We start from the raw sequence: 21,651 nt of genomic DNA, 5'->3' as shown, positions 1-21,651 counted from the left end.
GTCTACTTTGCTATCTATAAAAAACTTAAGTGTATCAGTTGACAATCATCAAATACTCAAAGGTTTGAATCTTACAGTAAACAAAGGTGAGGTGCATGCCATCATGGGACCTAACGGTTCGGGCAAAAGCACTTTAGCTCATACCTTAGCGGGAAAAAATGATTATCACGTCGACGGTGGTTCTATAGAATTGTTAGGCCAATCGGTCTTGGAGCTGAATGCCGATGAACGCGCTCGTTTAGGGATCTTTCTTGCTTTTCAATATCCGGTGGAAATCCCTGGAGTAAACAATGCTTATTTTCTAAGGGCGGCACTCAATTCAGTAAGACGATCCCGAGGACAAAGTGAAATTGATGCCATTGATTTTTTGTCATTAGTTCGCAGCAAATTAACCGATTTAAAAATGGATGAACGCTTTTTGAATCGAGCAGTTAACGAAGGATTTTCTGGCGGTGAAAAAAAGCGTAATGAAATTTTGCAAATGGCTATTCTTGAGCCACGTCTGTGCATATTGGATGAAACCGACTCTGGGCTTGATATCGATGCTTTAAAAATTTGTGCTGACGGTGTTAATGCTTTGCGCAACGAAGAGCGAGGTATGATCGTGGTCACTCACTACCAACGCCTTCTCAACTATATTGTTCCTGATTTCGTTCATGTGTGTGTCGATGGACGTATCATTGAATCAGGAGGCAAAGAACTTGCGCTTAAATTAGAAAACGGCGGTTATGATTCCTTTATTACCAAGGCTAAAAATAACGGCCTGGAGGTAATAAAGTCATGAGCGAGCTTCATCCATGTTTTGATTCGGCCTATGTGGTGCATATAAAAAGCGATGGCTGCGTAAATCACGATCCTCGTCTCAACTGTTTCGTTAATTCTAATTCAGCCTTAATGATCGACGTTGATAAAACACTTAGTGCTCCAATTATTATCCACTACCAAACTAATATTTCAGTCGATGTGAACATACAAAAAAACACTCACATTCATCTCTTGGAATATTTTGATGGTATAGCCAGATCATCAGGATCAACAACAACTTCAGTGACTGTAGCAGATAATGCTCAGGCGCATTTTTATCAAGTCTCACAGGTAGATACCCAGTCTAAGGTCGAACACAAACGGCGTGCTTGCGTGCAAAAAAATAGTTATCTATCAAATCATATTTTTAATTTATCTTTGGGAGTATTTGCTCAATCTATAGATATCAAGCTTGAGGGAGAATCTGCCAATACTGATTTTTTTCTACTGGATCAATTAAGCCAATCAGCTCAAACCGAAACCCTGCTTAAGGTTTTGCACCAAGGAAAAGATAGTGAGAGTCGACAGTTGGCTCGTACAATCTATGCAGATCAGACTCAAGGAAAATTTTTGGGCAAAGTGATCGTTGATAAAGATGCAAGCAAAAGCTCTGCCCAACAGCATTACAAAACTTTATTGTTGAGCGATAAGGCCAAAGCCAGTGTATTGCCACAACTTGAAATCAATAATGATGACATCAGCGCTTCTCACGGTGCCAGTATCGGAGAACTCGATCACAACATGCTTTTTTACCTGCAATCTCGTGGTATTGATCCCATCTTAGCTAAAACACTTTTGGTATCTGCCTTTAGTTCTGAAATCACCGACACTATCTCGCAGAAAGATATCGCTCTATTCGTCAAAGACAAAGTAAAAGATTCTCTTAAACGATCGCTTGGAACATGATATGACAAATGATTTGGATCTCAGTGTTTTAAGAAAAGATTTTCCAGCCTTGCATCAAAAGGTTTATGGGCACCCTTTGGTCTATTTTGATAATGCGGCAACCGCGCAAAAACCACAGTGCGTTATCGATGAGGAACTTTCTTATTATCAAAATTTTGCTGCTAACGTTAACCGCGGCGCACATTATTTAAGCGAAAAGGCCACCAGCAAATACAACCAAGCTCGAGTGCGCGTGGCTCAATTCATTAATGCTCAAAGCCCATCAGAAATTATTTTCACTCGCTCTACTACCGAGAGCATTAATCTTTTAGCAAGTTGTTTAGGAAAATTTTATTTTCAGCCAGGCGATGAAATTATTCTCACCCAAATGGAACATCACTCCAATATCGTTCCGTGGTATTTGCTTGCAAAAGAACTAAATTTAGTTTTACGAGTTACTCCGCTGCACGACGACGGCACCCTTGATTTAGATTGCTACCGCTCACTGTTCAATAAAAAAACTAAGCTCGCAACTTTTATTCATGCATCGAATAGCCTTGGCACTATCAACCCAATCAAAGAAATGGTTGCCATTGCTCGTGCACATAAAACAGCGACAGTCGTAGATGGTGCTCAGGCAATTCATCACTTGCCTGTAGATGTTTTGGATATTGACACGGATTTTTATGCATTTTCAAGCCACAAGCTCTATGGGCCAACCGGCGTAGGTGTGCTTTACGGCAAAAAAAATTGGCTTGATGCCATGCCACCCTATCAAGGCGGTGGTGACATGATCGCATCAGTGAGCTTTGATGCTATCAGCTTTGCTCCTCCTCCTCATAAGTTTGAAGCAGGCACACCAAATATTGCTGGTGTTTTGGGTTTGGCCAAAGCGATCGAATACATCCAAGAGATTGGCTTTCATAAACTTATCGCTTACGAGGAGAAGCTTTCGGCATACTTGCTGGAAAGTCTTAAAAAAATTTCCAAGCTCACCATTATTGGCAATGCGCCCAAACGGGTTCCTTTGGTTTCATTCGTGCTTGAAGGTATTCACCCTCACGATATTAGCTCTATTTTGGATCGCGAAGGTATTGCAGTCAGAGCCGGACATTTATGCACACAGCCACTGATGAAACGTTTTGGCATCAGCGCTTTATCTCGAGCAAGCCTATCTTTTTACAACACAACAGATGAGATCGACCGTTTTGCTGACGCATTTAAACGTGTATTTGAGGTATTTTCACGATGAGTGCTCTATCTAATTTATATCAAGAAATTATCATTGATCATGCTCAGTCACCCAAGAATTTCGGAGAGCTCAATCAAAAGAGTCACCATGCTCATGGCGATAATCCCCTATGTGGAGACACTATCGACATTGATCTTTTTGTAAAAAATGAATGTGTTGAAGAGGTGCGTTTTCGAGGCGATGGGTGCGCTATCTCCAAAGCTTCTGCCTCACTCATGACCGAAAGCATCAAGGGACAGAGTTTAGAAACAATTCAAGATTTGTTTGAAGATTTTCACGGAATGCTGGTTCATGAGCAACATCCCAGCGCAACTCTTAAAAAGTTACAAGTTTTTGAAGGTGTGAAAGAATTTCCTATGCGAGTAAAATGCGCCACCTTATGCTGGCACACCTTAATGGCAGCTCTAGAAAAAAAATCCTCTCATGTGATGACGGAGTAATCTATGCATCGGCTTACTGGTACCGAAGTAGAATTAGTGCGAACGGTCAGCAGTATTCTTATTCCTGATGGAATTGAATCAAGTATTTCTAAAGGGGATAAAGTTTATATTCAGCATGTTTTAGGTGGAATGTTTACTGTTCAAACCGATCAGGGCTATTTGATGCGTGTTGATGGCAAAGATGCGGATGCTTTGGGGCAACCCATTCCCGATGAACGACGCGATATCTCGCTACAAGAAGTAAAAGAAAAGGGCATCGAGGCGTGCGTCAAAGAACAATTAAAAACCTGTTACGATCCAGAAATTCCTGTCAACATTGTCGATTTGGGATTGATCTATGAAAGTGAGATCAAATGCGTTGATAATGATAACGAGCACTTCATCGTTCGCATTGAGATGACCCTCACTGCTCCAGGTTGCGGCATGGGAGAAATTATTAAATCCGATGTTGAGAAGAAAATCCGCGATATTCCCGGTGTGGTCGATGTTGTAGTCGATTTAATGTTTGATCCGCCTTGGGAATCAAGCCTCATGAGTGAAGCTGCTAAACTGCAGCTGGGATTTTTATAGTAATAGCAATTTAATAAATTAACTGCTCTGGCTAAGAGCACTAAAAAAACCGCCCATCAGGCGGTTTTTTTTAAACTCCACAAAAAACTATCTGCTACTGAATAGAACACTCTGCATTTTGTTGTGGTTTTGTTAGCAATGGAACCTCTTCACATTTTCCTTTGGCAAAGCTTATCAAACTAAAATTATTCCATGCTTGTACCGCTGAAGAATCGGCAAGTTTTCCACCCATACTAGCAACCAAAGGCCTTACAATAAAACCAAACCCATCGATCATCTTCACAAAATTTACAATGCTGGAAGCATCAAGCCCTTTCATGAAATCATCGATAGCCATAACTTCTAAGCGTTGTATTCCCTTTCCATAGGTATTCAACAGCAATAGATTATCATCTGTGTATCCGACTATTGAATAGATATGCATAAGTTTTTGCTCTGCATTTACGACGTAATAGGCTAAAACAGGCATATCGTTTTCGATATTTTCTTGAACTATCTCTAGCAGTTCTTCTTTAGTCAATTCATTTTTACTGATCACACACGAATGCTTATTACATTCTTGCAGTTTGCCATCTAGGAATTGAGCCATATCGCGCGGTGTTGCTCCCACGCGAAAATTTCCCTCTTCATCAGTAATCATCTGCTCAATCATCCCGCCTATCATAGGATTATTCCGTAGAGGAGTAGTATTAAGATTCACCGATAGAGGATAATCGCCTGGATTTTGAAAATTCATCGCCTCACATGAAGCACCTGCGCACACCATTGTATGAGCCACCTGATGTAAACCACAACCCCATAGTGTTGTTTGTTCGGGCACTTTGATCGCGTTTTCCAAGTTAGCTTGCTTTATAGTTACAAAATAACCATACTGCTCTTCCATTGCCTGGCTAAAATCACTCGTCCAAGAAACAACGGCAAATAGAGAAAAGAAAACGTATTGAAATGTATTCATGAATCTACTCCAATTTAAAGGCAATAAAAATTATTGCCCATCGGTTTTAATCTATAGATAAAAATAATCAAGTAGGAAACTAAGGAGGCATTCGTGCAATCAATCCAAGATCAATTTGCTCCTCACAATAGATGTTTTGGATGTGGACCAAGCAATTCCAAGGGCTTACAGATCAAGAGCATGGTGGAAAATGATCAATTTTTAGCACACTTCAGACCTCAAGAACATCATCAAGCTTTTGATAATATTTTAAGTGGAGGCATATGTGGTACTTTGCTCGACTGCCACAGCAATTGGTGTGCCGCTTATCATATAATGAAATTGCAAAATATGCCTACCCCCCCGTGCACGGTTACAGCCCGCTACAGTGTTGAACTCTTAGCACCTACTCCAATGGATACAGAGCTCCTTATCAAAGCCCGTCCTATTTCTGTCAGTAACAAAAAGGCTGAAATTGAAGCTGAAATAATCGCTCACGACAAAATAACTGCAAAATGTAAGGGACTTTTTGTCGCTGTTTCTGAAGGGCATGTGGCATACCATCGCTGGTAATTTCAAGGCATAAATTTCCGGATTAAACACCTTAAAAAGATTAACACTCAGTATTTTTTAAATATATTTTTATTTTTTAAATAATTCTCTTTTATACAAAATAAAAACTCTAGAATGCATGAGGTTAAAAACTTGCGCATTTTTAGAGTCTGTGGCTTTAGTTGATTAAACTTTTAGCAAGCAGCCTCTTTTTTGCCGGAGGTCAAATGCTAGGTCATCTCTACTTTATCCTCGCCATATTTTTTATGTCATCTACAAGCTTTGCTACTCAGCAAGACAGATATGTTAAAGGGCGTCTATTGGTCAAAATAGATCCTCAACAGCCCGTTAGTATTCTTAGTGCAACCGCAGCGAGAATAGGTGCTCAAAACATAAGAAGTTACTCAATTGTAGAAGGACTCACTCTTTTTCAATTCGATGACAGCATCAGCATCGAAGAAGCACAGCAAATATTTTTACAAAACCCTTCAGTTATTTACGCTGAGCCTGATTATCTTTATTCAACCAATGAACTAAGCGATCCAAGTTTTGCCCAACAGTGGGCTTTAGAAAATATTGGGCAAAATAGTGGCCTCGTAGATGCCGATATAAATGCTGAAAAAATGTGGCTAATTGAAAAGGGAAGCCAAGATATTGTAATCGGTATTATCGATACCGGTGTTGATTACAATCACGTTGATCTAAAAGACAATATCTGGAGCAATCCTGGTGAGATTCCCAACAACGGAAAAGATGACGATAATAACGGCTACATAGATGACATTCACGGTATTAATGCTATAAACGAAAGCGGTAATCCTATGGATGACAATTCTCACGGAACCCACGTTGCGGGTACCATTGGAGCAAATGCCAATACTATTGGTGTGGTAGGAGTTGCTCAACACGTGAGCATTGCTGCATGTAAATTTCTTTCCAGCAACGGTAGTGGTTCCAATAGCGATGCCATTCAGTGTCTTGAGTACTTCGCCACCCTTAAATCCCGTTCTCAAAATCCTGTAAATCTTGTAGCAACCAATAACTCATGGGGAGGCGGTTCTTCATCCCAGGCGATGCTCGAAGCTATCAAAGCTCACGAAGCCTTAGGTACTCTTTTCATTGCCGCTGCTGGTAACGAAAGAAATAACAATGATCTTCACGATCGTTACCCCTGCAATTACAATGTTTCAAATGTTATTTCAGTGGCAGCAACCGACAATCAAGATCGACTCGCTTCTTTTTCTAACTACGGGAAAAAAACTGTTCATGTTGCAGCACCTGGCGTAAAAATTCTGAGCACTTTGCCTGGTAATCGCTATGGTGAGTTGAGCGGTACTTCCATGGCCACTCCTCATGTTACAGGCTTAGCCGCAGTCATCGCTTCGCACTTTCGTGATCTTGACTACAAAGGCATAAAAAATCTCATTATTAGCGGTGGACAGAAAATTCTTGCCGCAGCAACAACTACCATTTCCGGCAGAAGAATAAGAGGAGCAGATGATAATGGCGTTGGTTCATTAAGCTGCAACAATCAAGTTGTCAGTACTCGACGAGAGCCATTGAATAATAACCTCACTATTCCTGTAGGAGGTTCACTTATGCTTTCAGCCTTACGAATTGATTGTGCTCTAAGCGCAGGAGCACTCATAGTTTATGATGATGGCACTACAAAAATAGTTTTAGAAGATAACGGAAAAAATGGTGATCAAATAGCCAACGATGGAGTCTACAGTTACCTTTGGCAACCAGATAGCGCAGGAGAGTATGAGTTAAAATTTGATGACAACGACACAGTAAAAGTAAGTGTTTATGAAAAATCCTCTTCTAAAGAGTATCAGGCCAATGCTGACATCGGCTATGAATACGAAATGATTCAAGGACAAAGGCTCAATGCTCAAGACGAGACCCTTCATACTTTTATGTCGCCCTTTCCTATTCACTTTGCAGGAAATGAAAACGGTTTTTCAAAGCTCTATATTAGTTCCAACGGAACTATCAGCTTTAGCGATCCGATGATCTATAATTTTAAAAACCTCCATCTTCCTGACACTTCCCTCAATACTCTCGTAGCACCATTTTGGGATGATCTAATGCCAAGCAATTCTCTTTCCGATATTTATGTTGAAGTTTTGGGAGAAAGTCCCTACCGAAAACTCGTGATTGAGTGGTGGCAAATGCGTAACTATCGTTCGCGAGGTGCTGGAAGTTTTGAAGTAATATTTTATGAAGATAACTCAGATGTCAGATTTAACTATCTTGATACAGACTTTGGTAGTGTCACTTTTAACAACGGTGCTTCTGCTACGATCGGCCTTCAAAGCAGCAAAGATAATGCCCTGGAATACAGCTTCAACACTGCAGATATTCCATCTCAAAGCTCCATTCTCTTCTCATTAAAATAAACTATTGCTGAGAATAGGACATTAACAACAGGCGCCTTGTAGTAATCCCAGAAATTAACCAAGCCTTAATTTCTGGGATTGTTACAGTGCTTAGCATAAATTTCCCATAAAAATCATTCTGCACTGCCCTTGCATCAGTTCATTAGTCAAACTAGACTTTTTAAGCAGATTATCTAAATACGGCGTACATATGTCACAATTATTCGAACTCATTCCCCTGATTGGTTTTTTTGTTGCCTACAAAGCTGTGGATATTTATGTCGCAGTCATCGTGCTTATGGCCTTGATGGCAATGGGGCTTTTGGTTCTAAAAATACAAAAAAAACCTATCACCAATATGCAATGGGTATCCTTTGTCCTTGTAATTGTTTTTGGTGGTATCACTCTCATCTTTCGCAATGAGATGTTCATTAAGTGGAAACCAACGGTACTAAACTGGGGCTTTGGCTTAGCATTTTTTATCAGCCACTTTACCAAAAAGAATTTTACTCAACGACTTCTTTCAGCAGCAAAGATCAATGCTCCACTGCACGTATGGAAACGGCTTAATTTATCATGGGTAATTTTCTTTATGCTTTCAGGCGCTCTCAATATTTTTGTTGCTTATCAGTTTGACACCGATATTTGGGTTAATTTCAAACTCTTTGGATTATTTGGATTAACTTTCCTATTTGCCATCGGCCAAGCTATTTACTTAAAAAACCATTTGCGTTCATGAGTGTTATGCTAGTTCCAGAAATTAGTTAGCAGCTTCACGATATCATTGCTTTTAATTTCTTGAACATTATCAGCATAAAAATTGCTGCCGTTGTGTTTTTCGTAAACGATCTGACAATCAAGGATCGAATAGACCTGATATTCAAGATTTACAGCATCGGTCAAAGTCGACTTCAGAACTTCTTGATTAAAAAGCCCACATATCCCCACGTGCGTTATCTCTTTGCTTCGCAAATAGCGATGCAAGCTGTTGCCATAAAAAATGCTTTCTTGAGGCTGGGCTTTTATAGTGCTTTCTCGTTGTGGCTCATATATCTCAAAACTTTTATAACTATCACTGCTGAGATTTTCTTTATCTTGCTCATGGACAGAATTTATGAATATAATTTCACTTTTTAGAGCTCTTAAGTCATTGAGAAATAAAATTGATTTTTCAAGCATCATATCTCGAAAATTTGATTCAATGATGTGCGGTTTGTTTAAAAACTGATTTTCATAATGCACAAATACGCCGGCAAATTTAATTTTTTGCTCTTTCATTGAAATTTTCTCTTTAAATTTTTGCTTCAATAAAACAATAGATTATTTTTATAAAAAATTGCTAAAGCCACAAAAACAAACCAATAAATCGATTATTAATCATTGGTTATATTTTTCATTTCTCCAAATTATCTTTTTCTCCACTAAATAAAGTCATGAGCTATGAGGGAGAATTTATGAAAAAAAGCACACGTTTTATCTGCTGGCTGCTTACCAGTATTCTTATGAGCAGCCTTAGTAATTTAAGTTATGCCGATTTTTTTTCGGGCACACTTACGAATACAGACTACGACAAACTTGAACGCTATGTTTTGCGTCATCTCGAAGAATGGTGTCCTGATGCATGGTGTAGTGGTGATTTTCAGCACACATGGGAAAGCTTTAAGTATAATGTAGATACGCAAGAATGGACCTTGCAATTTACGAGCTATCAGCGTTTTAGTGAAAATTTTGAACTGCTTCCCAGCAATAATTTTTTGGGTTCAATAGAGAGCAATAAATTCATGGCAATGAGAAGTTCTTGCACTTTTCCATCAAAAGATCCTAAAGCAATGCTGGATTTTGATACGCAAGGATTCTTGGGTCTTTCTTATCTTATGAGTGAACAACTGATTATTTGCATAAGCGCGATCGAAGAGAAACTCACCAATCCCTAAAAATATTTTTTATTTTAGAGGCCAGGTTAATAGCAATCTACCTTAAAGGTTATTATCGGAGCTCTAAGTACTTGAGACTTTAGAAAATTGTCGAATGCTCTATACCACTGGGGGCCTCTTTGAAATATTTCTAACCAAAACTTCTCAAACGGCCCTCTATATTTTTAACTATTCGCAGACCATATTGCGGACTACCTAAATAGAATCAACCACACTCACACGAAATCATGGGATATGTGCAATTAACCAAGCTTATTGCCTGCACTCCAAGGTAGCAAAATTTGAAAATTTCTTTGTCTCTCGCTCACGTATCAATTGAATAAACTCAGTAAACTTTGTCTGAAAATCAATAAAGCTCGTCTCTTGATTCAAATATTTGGGCCAAGAAAAAATTTGTTTAAGTTTGGAAACCACATCCTGAGTATCAACAACACGTTTTGGTGCAAAGGCAAGATCCACACCCCATCCTAAACGCTTGGCCAAAAGCATATTGGTTTTTTCCCAAGGCAAAGCCAAAGTTGAATCAGATTTGATGAGCATCGGAGTCTTAAGCATGCCCGCTTCGGCCACTGTTGATCCTCCTGGCTTAGCTAACACCGCATCAACACTTGCCATACAAAGGGCCATGTTATGAGCATCGAGACGGTCAAGAACTTTGAGATTAAAAAGTTTGTTGTTAGCAAATTGAGCTGCATGCGCTTTAAGTCCGTCGATAACCAGCTTACTTCCGCCCGAAGCAACAATAACATGCAGCGCTTGTTCAAGTGGCTTTTGTTTTTGCATTGCATGAAATGCCTTCAAATACTGCTCAATAATTTCAAGCGATCCTCCTTTACCACCGAGTGTAATCAAAAGACTTTTGGCATTGTCGGGAATATTTAAAACTGAGCGACGATAGTTCATGATCTCTTTTATTTTTTTAGGATTTTTTGCTCTATCCATGGTCTTACGAAGATCATTAAATTCTTTGCGCAAGGGAGAGCCGATCACACAGTAGGGAACACTTGGGTGCCTTGGATCTTTTTTATAAAGCCCCCCTGTTACTTCAGGAGCTTCCATGGCTAAACCCATGAAAACATTAGCCGGCGGATTTTTTAATTCATTTATTTTATTGATGAAGTGGCTGATTTCATAATCGGTCGGAACAATAAGCAAAGGAATATCATTTTCTTTAGCGATTTCAGCATAAACATAATTGGCAATGGGAAACACACTTATGATCATGGAAGGAGGTCGTTCATCACACGCACGCATGATGCGGTTTAGAATTTTGTTATCCCAAAGAGCTTGCCTGGCATTAACAAGCTTTTCGGCAACCCATTGCAGTGAAACTAATTCTTTTAATTTTATCCATCGTTCAGCATTCATATAGTCATCAAAGCGTTGCAGCTTAGGTACAAGCCCTTCCAAAATATCTACCTTGGCAATGACAAATTTTTTATTACTCCCCAATAATTTTTTTTCAGAGGCACGTAACACCTTATCCACAGCTTCTGCTGCCGATTTGTGCCCAGTCCCTTTTGAACTATAAAGAATCACAATTTTTTCAGTATCCATGGCACCTTTGTTTTGCTCCAAAACGCTAAAATCTTCACATCTCATGTAGTGGGGATTGGTTTCTACTGCAGCTAAGTTATCAGAAGCCATGTTAGTATTGGTGGGATTAACGCCACGTTTGCATGCACAGGAGCATGTCAATAAATATAAGACTGCTATAACTATTGGAAACAAAAATAATTTCTTCACAGCGATTTTCATATTCACTTTTACTTACCTTTTAGTATTCAACAATAAAATCATAATTCAAGAACAAAAATTATTGCCCAAATACATCATGATTTTTAAGAAAAACAAAGAGCGAATTTGCTCTCAAGCTCCCATTTTTTTCCCATGAAACCTGACAAATAAACAACAATTTGCTTCATAAAACTCATTTCCACTAAAATTGGATATCAATTTGGACATGGAGAATTCAATGGTTCAGTGTGATAAAAGCAAATGCTGTTGCCAAAGAGCAGCATTATTGATTTCTGGTATTATTTTTACTTTCGTAGCCGTGTGTCATCTGTGGCGAGTTTTTAGTGGACAAGTCATTATGCTGGGCGATAATGCAATCCCTAACTGGGTGAGTATCGTTGGCATTGTTGTTGCATCCATTATGGCCATCTTGAATTTTTGCGCTCTAAAATGCCCTAAATGCAAGGCAGCTAACCCAAATTGCTCAAGCTCTTAACGATAGAAAATTAATTCGAGGCTTGGATAACTTTTTACATAAACAACTCATTGAACCCAAGCCTTTAAACAAGTTGTAACTTGACCATCTTGCCTTATGGCGAGCTCTAAATCTTTGTCATTTACAATATTGCTTTTTTCTAAAGGCCTATCGAGTTCAAGCCCCTTAAAAAAAGTTACATGAAAATACTCAAGAGAATCTTTATTTTTTGGCCATGCCTCAAGCGCTTCTTTGATCAGTAGAAAGAGTACAAGCTGCGAAGGTATTTGAATATCCTTTCTGCCATAAAGTTGAGCAAGCTCTAAGCTGCTTAAAGCAGAATTTTCTTGTCCAGCATCTTTTAGTGCATTGTGCACCCACGCTCTATCAATACTCATCCACGCTTCCCATAAAAACTGCTGCGACATCTGGGCTGTTGGCTGATAGAATTTTTTTTGCCCACGCACAAAATAAGCAATGCGAATATCTAAAGAATGATCATAAATGAAGCTACAGACATGGATGAAATTATTATTGGCACTGCTATATCGTTTGAGTTGTGAAATAGTTTCACCCTGATTTTTTTTACCCAAACTTATTTCTACATCCACCAACTGCAGCCGCTCGATGGATTCTCCATTTTTTTGATCCAATAATTTTACCAGCATCTGTGGAATTTCTTGCATTAAAGATGAGGTCCATTCATTTAAAGATTCTTTTGTTTTGCTCATAAAAAAACTCACTTATTTAGACAATAAAAAACCGCCCTAAGGCGGTTTATAGCAGTGCAATCAATAACAACAACTGCGCATCACTCTAAGAGGGATTTTTCTCTGCAAGTTTTTTTTTCTCAAGAGAAAGTTTTTCTATCTTTTTAGTCAAGGCATTGATTGTACCTTTGGTTGAAGCTGCAGCATTCGAATTGTTTTTTAGTTGTGTATGCTTAAGACGAGCTATATCAAGCTTGGTTTGGGCTATTTGAAGATCATAGTCAGCAACTTTAATGTTTGCGCTTATATCTTCAATCTCTGTTTTATAATCGAAGTCTTTATCTTCTTCATAACCTTCTTTTTCAGCTTTGAGTTCGATAAGCTTATCTGTCAACAAAACTACTTCATTCTGCAGCTGTTCGATCTCATGATCAAGCTGGCTTAGATCTTGATCAAAAAACTGAACCACATTCTGAGCATTTTTTTGCACGCCTTTGATAGTCTCTTGCCCTTCTTTGCTCACAACAAATTTTGCAGCCTCGATTATGTCACCTTTTCCGTAGGTTCCCTCTTTGATCTTTTCAATATTATCCATTGTTTCTGTTACCTTAGATGCGGTATCCAGCATTGCTTTAGCGGTACCATATAATCCAAGATTATAGATATAACCCCACGTACTTTTTGCGGCATTGCTTACAGCACTACCAACTGAACTGCAGGCATTTCCGGCCGCCTGCAACGCCTCATTGGTCCGGTCTGCATAGTCAAAAACTAGGCTGAGTTCTATATCATCGTACTCTTTAGAATAAAAACGCGCATGGCCATGAGTTGGGATAATGTCTGAAGCACTTTTTTCCATATCAATATTGATTACAATACTTTCATGGCCTTGATTGTTAACCCCTTTCTCACATTTGTTAAAAGGAACATAGATCACCATTATTTCCGTACCACTCTTAGCGCTTGTATCAAATGTGCTCTCTCCGACTACAAAGGGAAAGAATTTAAATACGAGACATGCCAAGCTTTCATCGATGCTCATTTGCAAACGGCCCCGCAAAACTTCTCCATTTTTCTTGACGCCGTTATTAAAAGAATCAGGAGCAATGAGTTTGTAATAGGAAGGTTTTCCTCCCGCGCTCGTTGCAAGCTGACTTAGAAGATCTCTTCGGTTATGAAGCTCGGCTTGATATTCCACACCACCAAACTTGATGGTCCCAGTGAGCAAAGAACGTGAGCGATTCATAAGATCGGCGATCTTAGCATATTCTTCAATATCTTCTACACTAGATTCTTGAATATCCATAAAAGTAAATTCATCGTTTTCAACCGGTTCTTGTTTCACATCATCAGAAGCATGAATAAAATACGATAAAGACATAAGTAACAAAAAATTAATTTTCAAAAATTTAAACATTTTAATCTCCAAAATAAATTAATAAATAATACAATTAAACAATTAGTGATGAGGCGAAATAAAACCCCATCACTAAAAAAACAATTAGGCCGCTGGAGCCACTGTGCAGGCAGATATACCGTAGTATTCCTGCCATGCTTGCCGAGCATTTCGAGCTGCTTTTGCAATGTCGATGATCAACGAAGGATCAAAGCTCATAGCTTTTTCTCCAGCATTGATCGTTTCCCTGATAGCGTTATAGCTATTGCCAGAAATTTTCTCGATCGATTCCAAGTAAGAAATGTTAGCTTTTACGACATCCTCTGATGAACCCATGAATTTTTGATAATAATGAATTGCATTTTTAGATGAACCCCATGCCATACGTGCATGAGAAAAAGCTAAAGGATTGAGCATGCTGGCCTCAACCATAGCAGCATAAAGCTCTGCTGTTCCAAGTATAACGTGCGCAGACATCATAGCTAAATCATAAGCTGATTCATTATGATAGGCTGAATGTGCCATACTGCTCGCACTGCTCCACGCAAGACCAGACCAATACGACAAAGAAGAAGCAACTGCCCTAAGTCCGGGTATAAGGTAATAGCTTAGAACTTCAGACGAATAGGCAATCTTTTGATCCGAAACCGCTATGCTTCCTGCATTAGCGAATACTGTTCCCTGCCTGGTCCAAAAAAGTCCTCTATCTTCAAATGTTCTGCCAATCTCAAAGCTTTCTTTTGACTCTGCAGCATTAAAATCAATATATCCCTTTTTGTTGTAGAGTTTATGAAAAGGAATGCGAATGAAAGATCCCACCACTCGGCGCAACTTGGCGTCAGTGAAGTCAGTTGTTCCTTCAGGGCTTGGTTCAAAAAATTCGATTACAAGACCCTTTAGGGTAGCCTTGACATTGATAGGCCCTTGAAAGCTTTCATCTGTGTATTCGTAGCCAACACCATTTTTTCCATAGGTTCTTCTGGTAACACTATAGTAAGAACTTTTTCTCGATCCTAACCACCGAGCCCAACTATTCAGGCTTCCGTTTCTAATAAAAATTCTTAAAGTATCATGCTGAGGATTACCATTTTCAGCAGTTCTCATCATAGAACCTTTGAGTTCCAAATTCCCAGAAAGGTAATAATTCAAGTGAGCTTTATCGGCTTCTATCTCGGCAGATGAGCGTTCAGCGGACAATGACAGCGATAAAAATAGGCCAAGGAAAAATAAAGCAGGCGCACTGCTCCTAAAAAATTTTGATAAATACATAATTATTACCTAAAAAAATTCAAATTAAAAACTCGATCAACAATCCAAAACCTGGTTGGATACTCCGGAACATAGCTTAGCGCATATACTATGTCAATAACTGGCTTTGGAACTAACTTTTGACGATGCTTTCCATTGGAACAATTCCATTTCCTTTATAATTATTTTTTGCTAGATTGCTATTCCATGAGCTATACCGCATACACCGCTTTTATCATTACAATTCACCACTTAAGCGCAGTTACCGCGGTGATCATCGCACTGTGCATCACTGCCATGCTCTTCTTGCTGTTTTTCAAGCATCAAAAACAACGATATTGCTTTATAGTGCTGGTTTTTTTGCTCAGCCTAATAGTAGGCGCTGAATTAGCTAACAAAATTTATTTGCAAAAAACATTTGATATAGAGCTGGTTCAGATCAACTGAGCATGCTTATCCTAAGCTCATCGTCTCCTACTATTATTTTCTCTTGAGTAATCAGGCCCATTTTTTTGATCTGTTCAAAGACTTGAAGCCCATCATCACCAATATTTTGTTGTGAGCGAAACCACCACATTTCATCGATCAAATTTTCCGCCATAAAACTCGACAAAATATTTTTTCCGGCTTCTACCAATAAACTGGTGATCCCTAAGTCATACAAATATTGAACAAGCGCCTGAATAGTAATTTTTTTAAGCTTGATAAGCTTAATATTTCTGTTTAGAAATTGCTGAATTTTCTCTAAGCTTGCTTCTTTTTCATAAAATATCCACGTCGGCGCAACACTTGTATCAAAAATAGCAAAGCTCAGATCTAAATTGAGATTGCTGCTGAGCACTACTCTGATAGCTTGTGTACCATGATTTGGCTCATCATCACGAGCCCTAAGTTGAGGATTATCAATCCTGAGCGTATTGGCACCGATCACTATGGCATCCACCGCTCTACGCAGTCTATGCACAATTTTATTTGATTGTGGACCTGTAATTTGAGTGCGCTCACCCACCAAAGCCAAAGCGTAATCGCTGCTCGTTGCAATTTTTAAAATAACATAGGGGCGTTTTTTTAAGATGAAATAAGAAAATGGCTCAATGCTTGCTTTAGCTTTACTGCGCAGAGCATCACATTTTATCTGCCCTACCTGAATACCTGCCTTTTCGAGTTGTTTGATTCCTTTACCTGCAACCAAAGGATTGGGATCTCTTAGGCCGTAGACCACACGAGCAATTCTTGCGTTAATGATCGCATCGGTGCAAGGCGGAGTACGTCCACTGTGGCAACATGGCTCGAGCGTCACATAAAGTGTGGCCCCCTCAACCGAATCTGTTGCATGGCTCATTGCATGTTTTTCAGCATGCATGCCACCAGCTTTTTGCGTGTATCCTTCAGCGATTATTCGTCCATGTTTTACAATGACCGCTCCCACGCTAGGATTAGGATGAGTACTCCCTGAAGCAAAATGAGCATTATCCAAAGCTTTTAAAAAAAACTTATCGTCTTCTATACAACTAGAAACTTTTTCATCAACAATCCAAGAAAAAGCTGTATCACTCATCAACAACCCCGTTTCAACTTAGGAGACATAGCATAACAGTAAAAAGCATCATTATCCTTTAGCATCGCTTGACAAGTGCTTCAATTTCTTTAGCATACGCCCTTGGTCGGTAACGGAGTGTGGCGCAGTTTGGTAGCGCACTAGACTGGGGGTCTAGGGGTCGCAGGTTCAAATCCTGTCACTCCGACCACATAAAAACATTGCGCGCTTCTAAGCTTTTTAAATCTCAAAGCTAAGATTTCTGCAGCTTTACTTGCTCTCATCACATCGTTCAAAAGGTTTTCTTGGCATTTTGCTTTTCACTCCAAAGCGCTTTTCAGTACAAGACAAAATGCAAGACAAGGCCTCTTCTGGGTCATCGGTGTAGTAAATAAGATCAAGATCATTTTTGCCAATAGTTCGATTTTTGACGAGCGTATTGTCAATAAAATCTCTCATCGGTTTCCAAAAATCTGTCCCCATCATGACAATGGGGAAATTGCTAATCTTTTGCGTCTGTTCTAGAGTAAGGGTTTCAAAAACCTCATCAAGCGTTCCAAAACCGCCAGGAAACACTACAAAAGCATACGAATAACGCAGCAACATCACTTTGCGCACAAAAAAGTGCTTAAATTCTACCGACAGATCTAAGTAGGGATTTGGCTGTTGTTCATGAGGCAGCATCACATTGCAAGCCACAGAACGTCCATCAACATCTTTTGCTCCACGGTTAGAAGCCTCCATTATCCCAGGCCCGCCTCCTGTCATGATGGTATATCCCGACTGAGCAACTAAACGAGCGGTTTCTCGAGCAAGATCATAATATCGGTGGCTACTATGAAAGCGTGCTGAGCCAAAAAAAGTGGTGCATGGCCCCACTTTATAGAGGGCTCTAAATCCTTTGACGAACTCAAGCGAAATACTCATAAGCATGCGGACATCTTGAAGGCGCCGCTTCGGGCCACTTAAAAGTCTTTTATCCTTGTTATCAACGCTATATTTTCCCCATGGATCAAAATGATTATTGGAAGAATTATTATTTTTTTCTTGAGCGTCATTCACTTTTAGCGGCCTTTAGTTTTTATGTATTTCTATTCCAACAAGGATGTATATAAATCTACACGACGATCTCTGAAAAAACCAAAAGCTGCCCTGTTTTTGGCCGCTTTTTCTAGATCAACCGTGGCAACTTTAACCGTATCCTCATCATCGAAACTCACGATTTCACTACCAAATTCATCGCAGATGAACGATGCTCCATAAAACACCTGCCCTTCTTCGTTACCAATTCTGTTGGCTGCCACCACAGGAATCATGTTAGCTACGGCGTGTCCCTTCATCACCCTTTGCCAAGGATCCTTAGTTGAAAGCCATGGTGCATGAGGTTCAGAGCCAATAGCGGTTGGATAAAATAATATCTCAGCTCCCATGAGCGTCATGATACGAGCAGCCTCAGGAAACCACTGATCCCAACAAATGCCAGCACCCATCTTTCCATACTTGGTGGAAAAAACTTTAAAGCCAGTATTACCAGGTCGAAAATAAAATTTTTCTTGATAGCCAGGTCCATCAGGAATATGGCTTTTACGATAGACGCCAAGAACCTCGCCGCTCGCATCGATCATCGCCAGTGAATTAAAGTAATGTGGACCTGATTTTTCAAAAAAAGACCAAGGAACCACAACCTCTAATTTTTTACATAAGTCGCGAACAGCTTTGAGATGGGGGTGATGTTCAAGTTCATGAGCATAAGAAAAATAATGTTCGTCCTGGGTCTTACAAAAATAATGCCCCAAGTACAATTCCGAAGGCAGAACCACCTGCGCGCCTGCTTTTTTAGCTGACTCAATGTAGTGAAGAATTTTTTGATTGTTTACTTTTGCATCATCGCTGTAACTACTCTGAATCACGCCAACATTAATAGCCATATCTTTACACCGCCTCTAAATAAAATTCTTGTGACATACAATGAAAGGCTCCGCCCCCAGACAAAATCGCTCGGGCACTCACTCCAACAACTTCACAATCGATAAAATTATTGAAGCATTCAATCGCTTCAGCATCATGTTCACTAGCATAAGTAGGCACCACAAAAGAAGAATCTCCCATGATGAAGTTTAGATAGCTTGCTGGCATAAGCTCTCCACTTTCATCAATAATTGCACCTGGGGATGGAATTTCTAATAATTTTAGAGGACGTCCTAGAGCATCAACTTCACTCTCCAGTTGTTTTTTTATGGTCTCCATCACATGTGCATTAGGATCGCCTTTTTGCGGCACCATAATCGCTACCGTCGCTGGCGCGACAAAACGTGCGATCGTATCAATATGCCCATCGGTGTGATCATTTTTAAGACCTTGTTTAAGCCAAATGACTTTTTTAACCCCAAAGAGTCGAGCAAATTCATTTTCGATGTGAGTTTTAGTTAAAGATGGATTTCGATTGGGATTAAGCAAACATTGCTCAGTAGTAAGCATTGTTCCTTCACCATCGCACTCGATCGCACCTCCTTCAAATACGACAGATGAAAAATGCGCATCCAGTTGTTTTCTATCCACAACTCGTTTGCTCAAATCTCTGTCTGACTCAAATAGATACTTTTCGCCCCAACCATTAAATCGGGGAACCACTAAGGAATATTTTTTGTGTTCATCTTTCACACAAATAGGAAAAGTATCTCTCAACCAAATATCTGCGTAGTCTAATACCTCAAATTGTACCTGAGAACTCACATGGGCACTGATTTTATGGATTTCTTCCTCATTTGGCACAACAAGCCGAACCTTTTCTTTTGATAAAGCTTTTATCAAACTCAAAACTTCAGATTGCGCTAAAGAAAGGTTGTGTTGCCAAAGAGATTTATCATAGGGCCAACCAAGCCATATTTCCTTTGGAGAAGACCATTCAGCCGGACGAATATACATTGCTCACCTCACGTGAGAGTTTTCTGACTGAAAGCTAAAATTATGTCAAGTTGGCAAATTAAAATCTAAGTATCGCTGTCTTTTGACTTGAGATGAGTGGGCACTTCTAAAGTGCAGGTTGAACTACAGCCATCACCATCTAGATGATTGCCATCATCGCACTGCTCATTTCGAGTAATGATGCCATTGCCACAAATCTCTAACTGGCAAAATTGATCACAGCCATCTCCGTTATCTTTGTTACCGTCATCGCAATCTTCATTGGGATCCACTACGTTATTCCCACATTCTTCTCGCCAACAGCACTTGGAGCAACCATCTCCGTTATCTGTATTGCCGTCATCACATTGCTCGCCCGTATCTATGCTTCCGTTACCGCAGCGCTCAAATTCGCATACTTTATTGCAACCATCGCCATCAACGACATTGCCATCATCACACCACTCATTTTTTTCTAAAACACCATTGCCGCAAACAGGAAATCTGCACAGCACATTACAGCCATCAGTATTATCATCGTTGCCATCGTCACACTGTTCAGTAATGCTTCGCTTGCCATCTCCACACACGCCGGCAACAAAATATCCGTCATCATCAAAATAATCATCATCCAAAAATTCATCATCAATCGGGGGGGGCGGCCCAAAAGGTGGTGGTGTGGGCTGTACACCGTCAAAACCATTTACAGGATATTCTGGAACAACCGGAGTTTCAGTGGGCAGCTCTTCTTCTACGGGAACATCTTCACTGATTGTTTCGACTGGAACTTCCTCATAGATAGGCACTTCTTCAACTATTTCTTCCTGAGGTTCAGTATTTTTAGCACCAGGGCTATAAACTAATTGACCATTTTCAATCACAGGATAATTACTGCTAACATAATCATTATTGACCGGCTTTATAGAATTTATTTTCTTATTTTCACATCCGCTAAAAAAAGTAAAAATAACGACAGAAAAAATAAAAATTTTTATTATTTCATTACCCATAAAACCGTCTCATTTTATAAACAGCATTATGAGATTACTATAAACAAAATTTTATGTACAAAAATTAACGTCACCAGCAAAAATTGTTTGTAAATTCCCCCCGTTCTCGATGCATAACGCTCCTTCTGGAGTAATAGAATGCCCCACCCCTCGCACAGCCTTTCCCTGGTGCTCAAATGTAAGGCTTTTTCCTAAAGATACGCATTTTTTTTGATAGGCATCGCAAAGTTTTTTCTGATAATCCATGCTGGAAAATTCACCGATATGATGGTCTAGAGTTTTCAGCAGCTCCATTAATACCGCCTGTCGTTTTATCTCAGGTTTCAGTTCTTTTAACGCTCCTCTATGCCCTATAAGAAGTTTTTTTCCTGGACTCAAGGAAATATTAATTCCAATTCCAATGATACTTGCCACAAGCAATCCTTTCCTCATGACATTCTCAATCAACAGTCCACCAACTTTTAAATAATTAGCGAAATAATCGTGATGGGTATTGGGATCGGGATTAAGCACAACCACGTCGTTTGGCCATTTGATATGGCTCGATATTCCACAATTAGATAGGGCCTGAACAAGAGCCACAGCTGGCACTAATGCAAGCAATGTAGGAGGCTTCGGCATACAAGGAGAGCGAATAAGTAATGAGCATGCTATATCACCTTTTTCCATCAGCCATGCCCTATCAAGACGACCTCTGCCAGCAGTCTGATCGTGAGTGATTACAAAGGTTCCATGGGGAGCTCCTTCTTTTTCTAGTTGCAAAAGATAGGAGTTGGTAGAATGGGTCGTTTGAAGCACCACACTATTCTTAAACAGGTTTAACCCAAGATCATTGATTGCCGATCGCAAACTCAGCGTATCCAGTGCATCGCGCATAAGTTC

At 39.7% G+C, this 21,651-nt stretch carries 22 protein-coding genes and 1 tRNA gene; 11 read left to right on the top strand and 12 right to left on the bottom strand.

The features are described 5' to 3' along the window. The first annotated feature begins 7 nt into the window (after positions 1-7). From sufC to sufT, 5 genes are read left to right on the top strand one after another with little or no spacing between them, the layout of a single operon-like run. A complete protein-coding gene (gene sufC / locus H6731_08925; protein USN51974.1) occupies positions 8-784 on the top strand; it encodes a Fe-S cluster assembly ATPase SufC in 777 nt (258 codons plus the stop codon). After that, positions 781-1,710, top strand: a complete 930-nt coding sequence (locus H6731_08920; GenBank protein ID USN50372.1) for a SufD family Fe-S cluster assembly protein — start codon at positions 781-783, stop codon at positions 1,708-1,710. Before sufC ends, H6731_08920 begins: the two co-directional genes overlap by 4 nt. A 1-nt stretch (position 1,711) precedes the next feature. Then, entirely contained in the window at positions 1,712-2,941 is a 1,230-nt protein-coding gene (locus H6731_08915; protein USN50371.1) for a cysteine desulfurase, read from the top strand. Further along, positions 2,938-3,381, top strand: coding sequence for an SUF system NifU family Fe-S cluster assembly protein (locus H6731_08910; protein USN50370.1), 444 nt, complete (start codon positions 2,938-2,940; stop codon positions 3,379-3,381). Before H6731_08915 ends, H6731_08910 begins: the two co-directional genes overlap by 4 nt. Before the next feature lie 3 nt (positions 3,382-3,384). Beyond that, positions 3,385-3,951 (top strand): putative Fe-S cluster assembly protein SufT, encoded by a 567-nt coding sequence (gene sufT, locus H6731_08905; protein USN50369.1) that lies wholly within the window; start codon positions 3,385-3,387, stop codon positions 3,949-3,951. 94 nt (positions 3,952-4,045) lie between these two features. Here sufT and H6731_08900 read toward each other — a convergent pair whose 3' ends face one another. Continuing rightward, entirely contained in the window at positions 4,046-4,906 is an 861-nt protein-coding gene (locus tag H6731_08900; GenBank protein ID USN50368.1) for a hypothetical protein, read from the bottom strand. Positions 4,907-4,999: 93 nt separating this feature from the next. Here H6731_08900 and H6731_08895 point away from each other — a divergent pair, with 93 nt between their 5' ends. The 3 genes from H6731_08895 (at position 5,000) to H6731_08885 (ending at position 8,557) form a co-directional block, all read left to right on the top strand. Then, on the top strand, positions 5,000-5,458 hold the full coding sequence (locus H6731_08895; protein ID USN50367.1) for a PaaI family thioesterase: 459 nt from the start codon (positions 5,000-5,002) through the stop codon (positions 5,456-5,458). A gap of 206 nt (positions 5,459-5,664) precedes the next feature. Beyond that, complete coding sequence (locus tag H6731_08890; protein ID USN50366.1) at positions 5,665-7,839, top strand: S8 family serine peptidase; 2,175 nt, start codon at positions 5,665-5,667, stop codon at positions 7,837-7,839. 190 nt (positions 7,840-8,029) lie between these two features. Beyond that, positions 8,030-8,557 carry a septation protein A gene (locus H6731_08885; protein USN50365.1) on the top strand — a complete coding sequence of 176 codons (528 nt, stop codon included), beginning with the start codon at positions 8,030-8,032 and terminating at the stop codon, positions 8,555-8,557. An 8-nt stretch (positions 8,558-8,565) separates the two neighbouring features. Here the strand turns inward: H6731_08885 and H6731_08880 are convergent, their stop codons facing one another. Then, complete coding sequence (locus tag H6731_08880; GenBank protein ID USN50364.1) at positions 8,566-9,096, bottom strand: isochorismatase family protein; 531 nt, start codon at positions 9,094-9,096, stop codon at positions 8,566-8,568. 176 nt (positions 9,097-9,272) lie between these two features. Here H6731_08880 and H6731_08875 point away from each other — a divergent pair, with 176 nt between their 5' ends. Beyond that, a complete protein-coding gene (locus H6731_08875; GenBank protein USN50363.1) occupies positions 9,273-9,752 on the top strand; it encodes a hypothetical protein in 480 nt (159 codons plus the stop codon). Positions 9,753-10,004: 252 nt separating this feature from the next. Here H6731_08875 and H6731_08870 read toward each other — a convergent pair whose 3' ends face one another. Further along, positions 10,005-11,516 carry a hypothetical protein gene (locus H6731_08870; GenBank protein ID USN50362.1) on the bottom strand — a complete coding sequence of 504 codons (1,512 nt, stop codon included), beginning with the start codon at positions 11,514-11,516 and terminating at the stop codon, positions 10,005-10,007. Between the two features lie 211 nt (positions 11,517-11,727). On the opposite strand from H6731_08870, the gene H6731_08865 reads away from it, so the two are divergent. Further along, positions 11,728-11,985, top strand: coding sequence for a hypothetical protein (locus H6731_08865; protein ID USN50361.1), 258 nt, complete (start codon positions 11,728-11,730; stop codon positions 11,983-11,985). A gap of 47 nt (positions 11,986-12,032) precedes the next feature. Here H6731_08865 and H6731_08860 read toward each other — a convergent pair whose 3' ends face one another. The 4 genes from H6731_08860 to ribD form a co-directional block, all read right to left on the bottom strand. Further along, positions 12,033-12,695, bottom strand: a complete 663-nt coding sequence (locus H6731_08860; GenBank protein ID USN50360.1) for a hypothetical protein — start codon at positions 12,693-12,695, stop codon at positions 12,033-12,035. A gap of 85 nt (positions 12,696-12,780) precedes the next feature. Further along, on the bottom strand, positions 12,781-14,091 hold the full coding sequence (locus H6731_08855; GenBank protein USN50359.1) for a hypothetical protein: 1,311 nt from the start codon (positions 14,089-14,091) through the stop codon (positions 12,781-12,783). 84 nt (positions 14,092-14,175) lie between these two features. Continuing rightward, entirely contained in the window at positions 14,176-15,339 is a 1,164-nt protein-coding gene (locus H6731_08850) for a hypothetical protein (GenBank protein USN50358.1), read from the bottom strand. Between the two features lie 418 nt (positions 15,340-15,757). Beyond that, the gene (gene ribD / locus H6731_08845) at positions 15,758-16,876 is read right to left on the bottom strand and encodes a bifunctional diaminohydroxyphosphoribosylaminopyrimidine deaminase/5-amino-6-(5-phosphoribosylamino)uracil reductase RibD (GenBank protein USN50357.1); all 1,119 of its coding nucleotides are present in this window, start codon (positions 16,874-16,876) and stop codon (positions 15,758-15,760) included. A gap of 113 nt (positions 16,877-16,989) precedes the next feature. Here ribD and H6731_08840 point away from each other — a divergent pair. After that, positions 16,990-17,066, top strand: a tRNA-Pro gene (locus H6731_08840). Positions 17,067-17,125: 59 nt separating this feature from the next. Here the strand turns inward: H6731_08840 and H6731_08835 are convergent. The 5 genes from H6731_08835 to H6731_08815 all read right to left on the bottom strand — a co-directional run bounded on the left by H6731_08835 (position 17,126) and on the right by H6731_08815 (position 21,645). Beyond that, positions 17,126-17,788: a TIGR00730 family Rossman fold protein gene (locus tag H6731_08835; GenBank protein USN51973.1), complete on the bottom strand. Its 663-nt coding sequence runs from the start codon at positions 17,786-17,788 to the stop codon at positions 17,126-17,128. A gap of 158 nt (positions 17,789-17,946) precedes the next feature. After that, positions 17,947-18,783, bottom strand: coding sequence for an N-carbamoylputrescine amidase (locus H6731_08830; GenBank protein USN50356.1), 837 nt, complete (start codon positions 18,781-18,783; stop codon positions 17,947-17,949). Between the two features lie 4 nt (positions 18,784-18,787). Next, entirely contained in the window at positions 18,788-19,780 is a 993-nt protein-coding gene (locus H6731_08825) for an agmatine deiminase family protein (protein ID USN50355.1), read from the bottom strand. A gap of 65 nt (positions 19,781-19,845) precedes the next feature. Continuing rightward, positions 19,846-20,769: a DUF4215 domain-containing protein gene (locus H6731_08820; GenBank protein USN50354.1), complete on the bottom strand. Its 924-nt coding sequence runs from the start codon at positions 20,767-20,769 to the stop codon at positions 19,846-19,848. A gap of 51 nt (positions 20,770-20,820) precedes the next feature. After that, on the bottom strand, positions 20,821-21,645 hold the full coding sequence (locus H6731_08815) for a biotin--[acetyl-CoA-carboxylase] ligase (protein ID USN50353.1): 825 nt from the start codon (positions 21,643-21,645) through the stop codon (positions 20,821-20,823). Between the last annotated feature and the right edge of the window lie 6 nt (positions 21,646-21,651).

The organism is Myxococcales bacterium (genome assembly GCA_023898405.1).
Lineage (GTDB): Bacteria > Myxococcota > UBA727 > UBA727 > JABDBI01.
The sequence above is the reverse complement of the archived record's forward strand: the minus strand, read 5'-3'. Positions and strand labels throughout refer to the sequence as shown.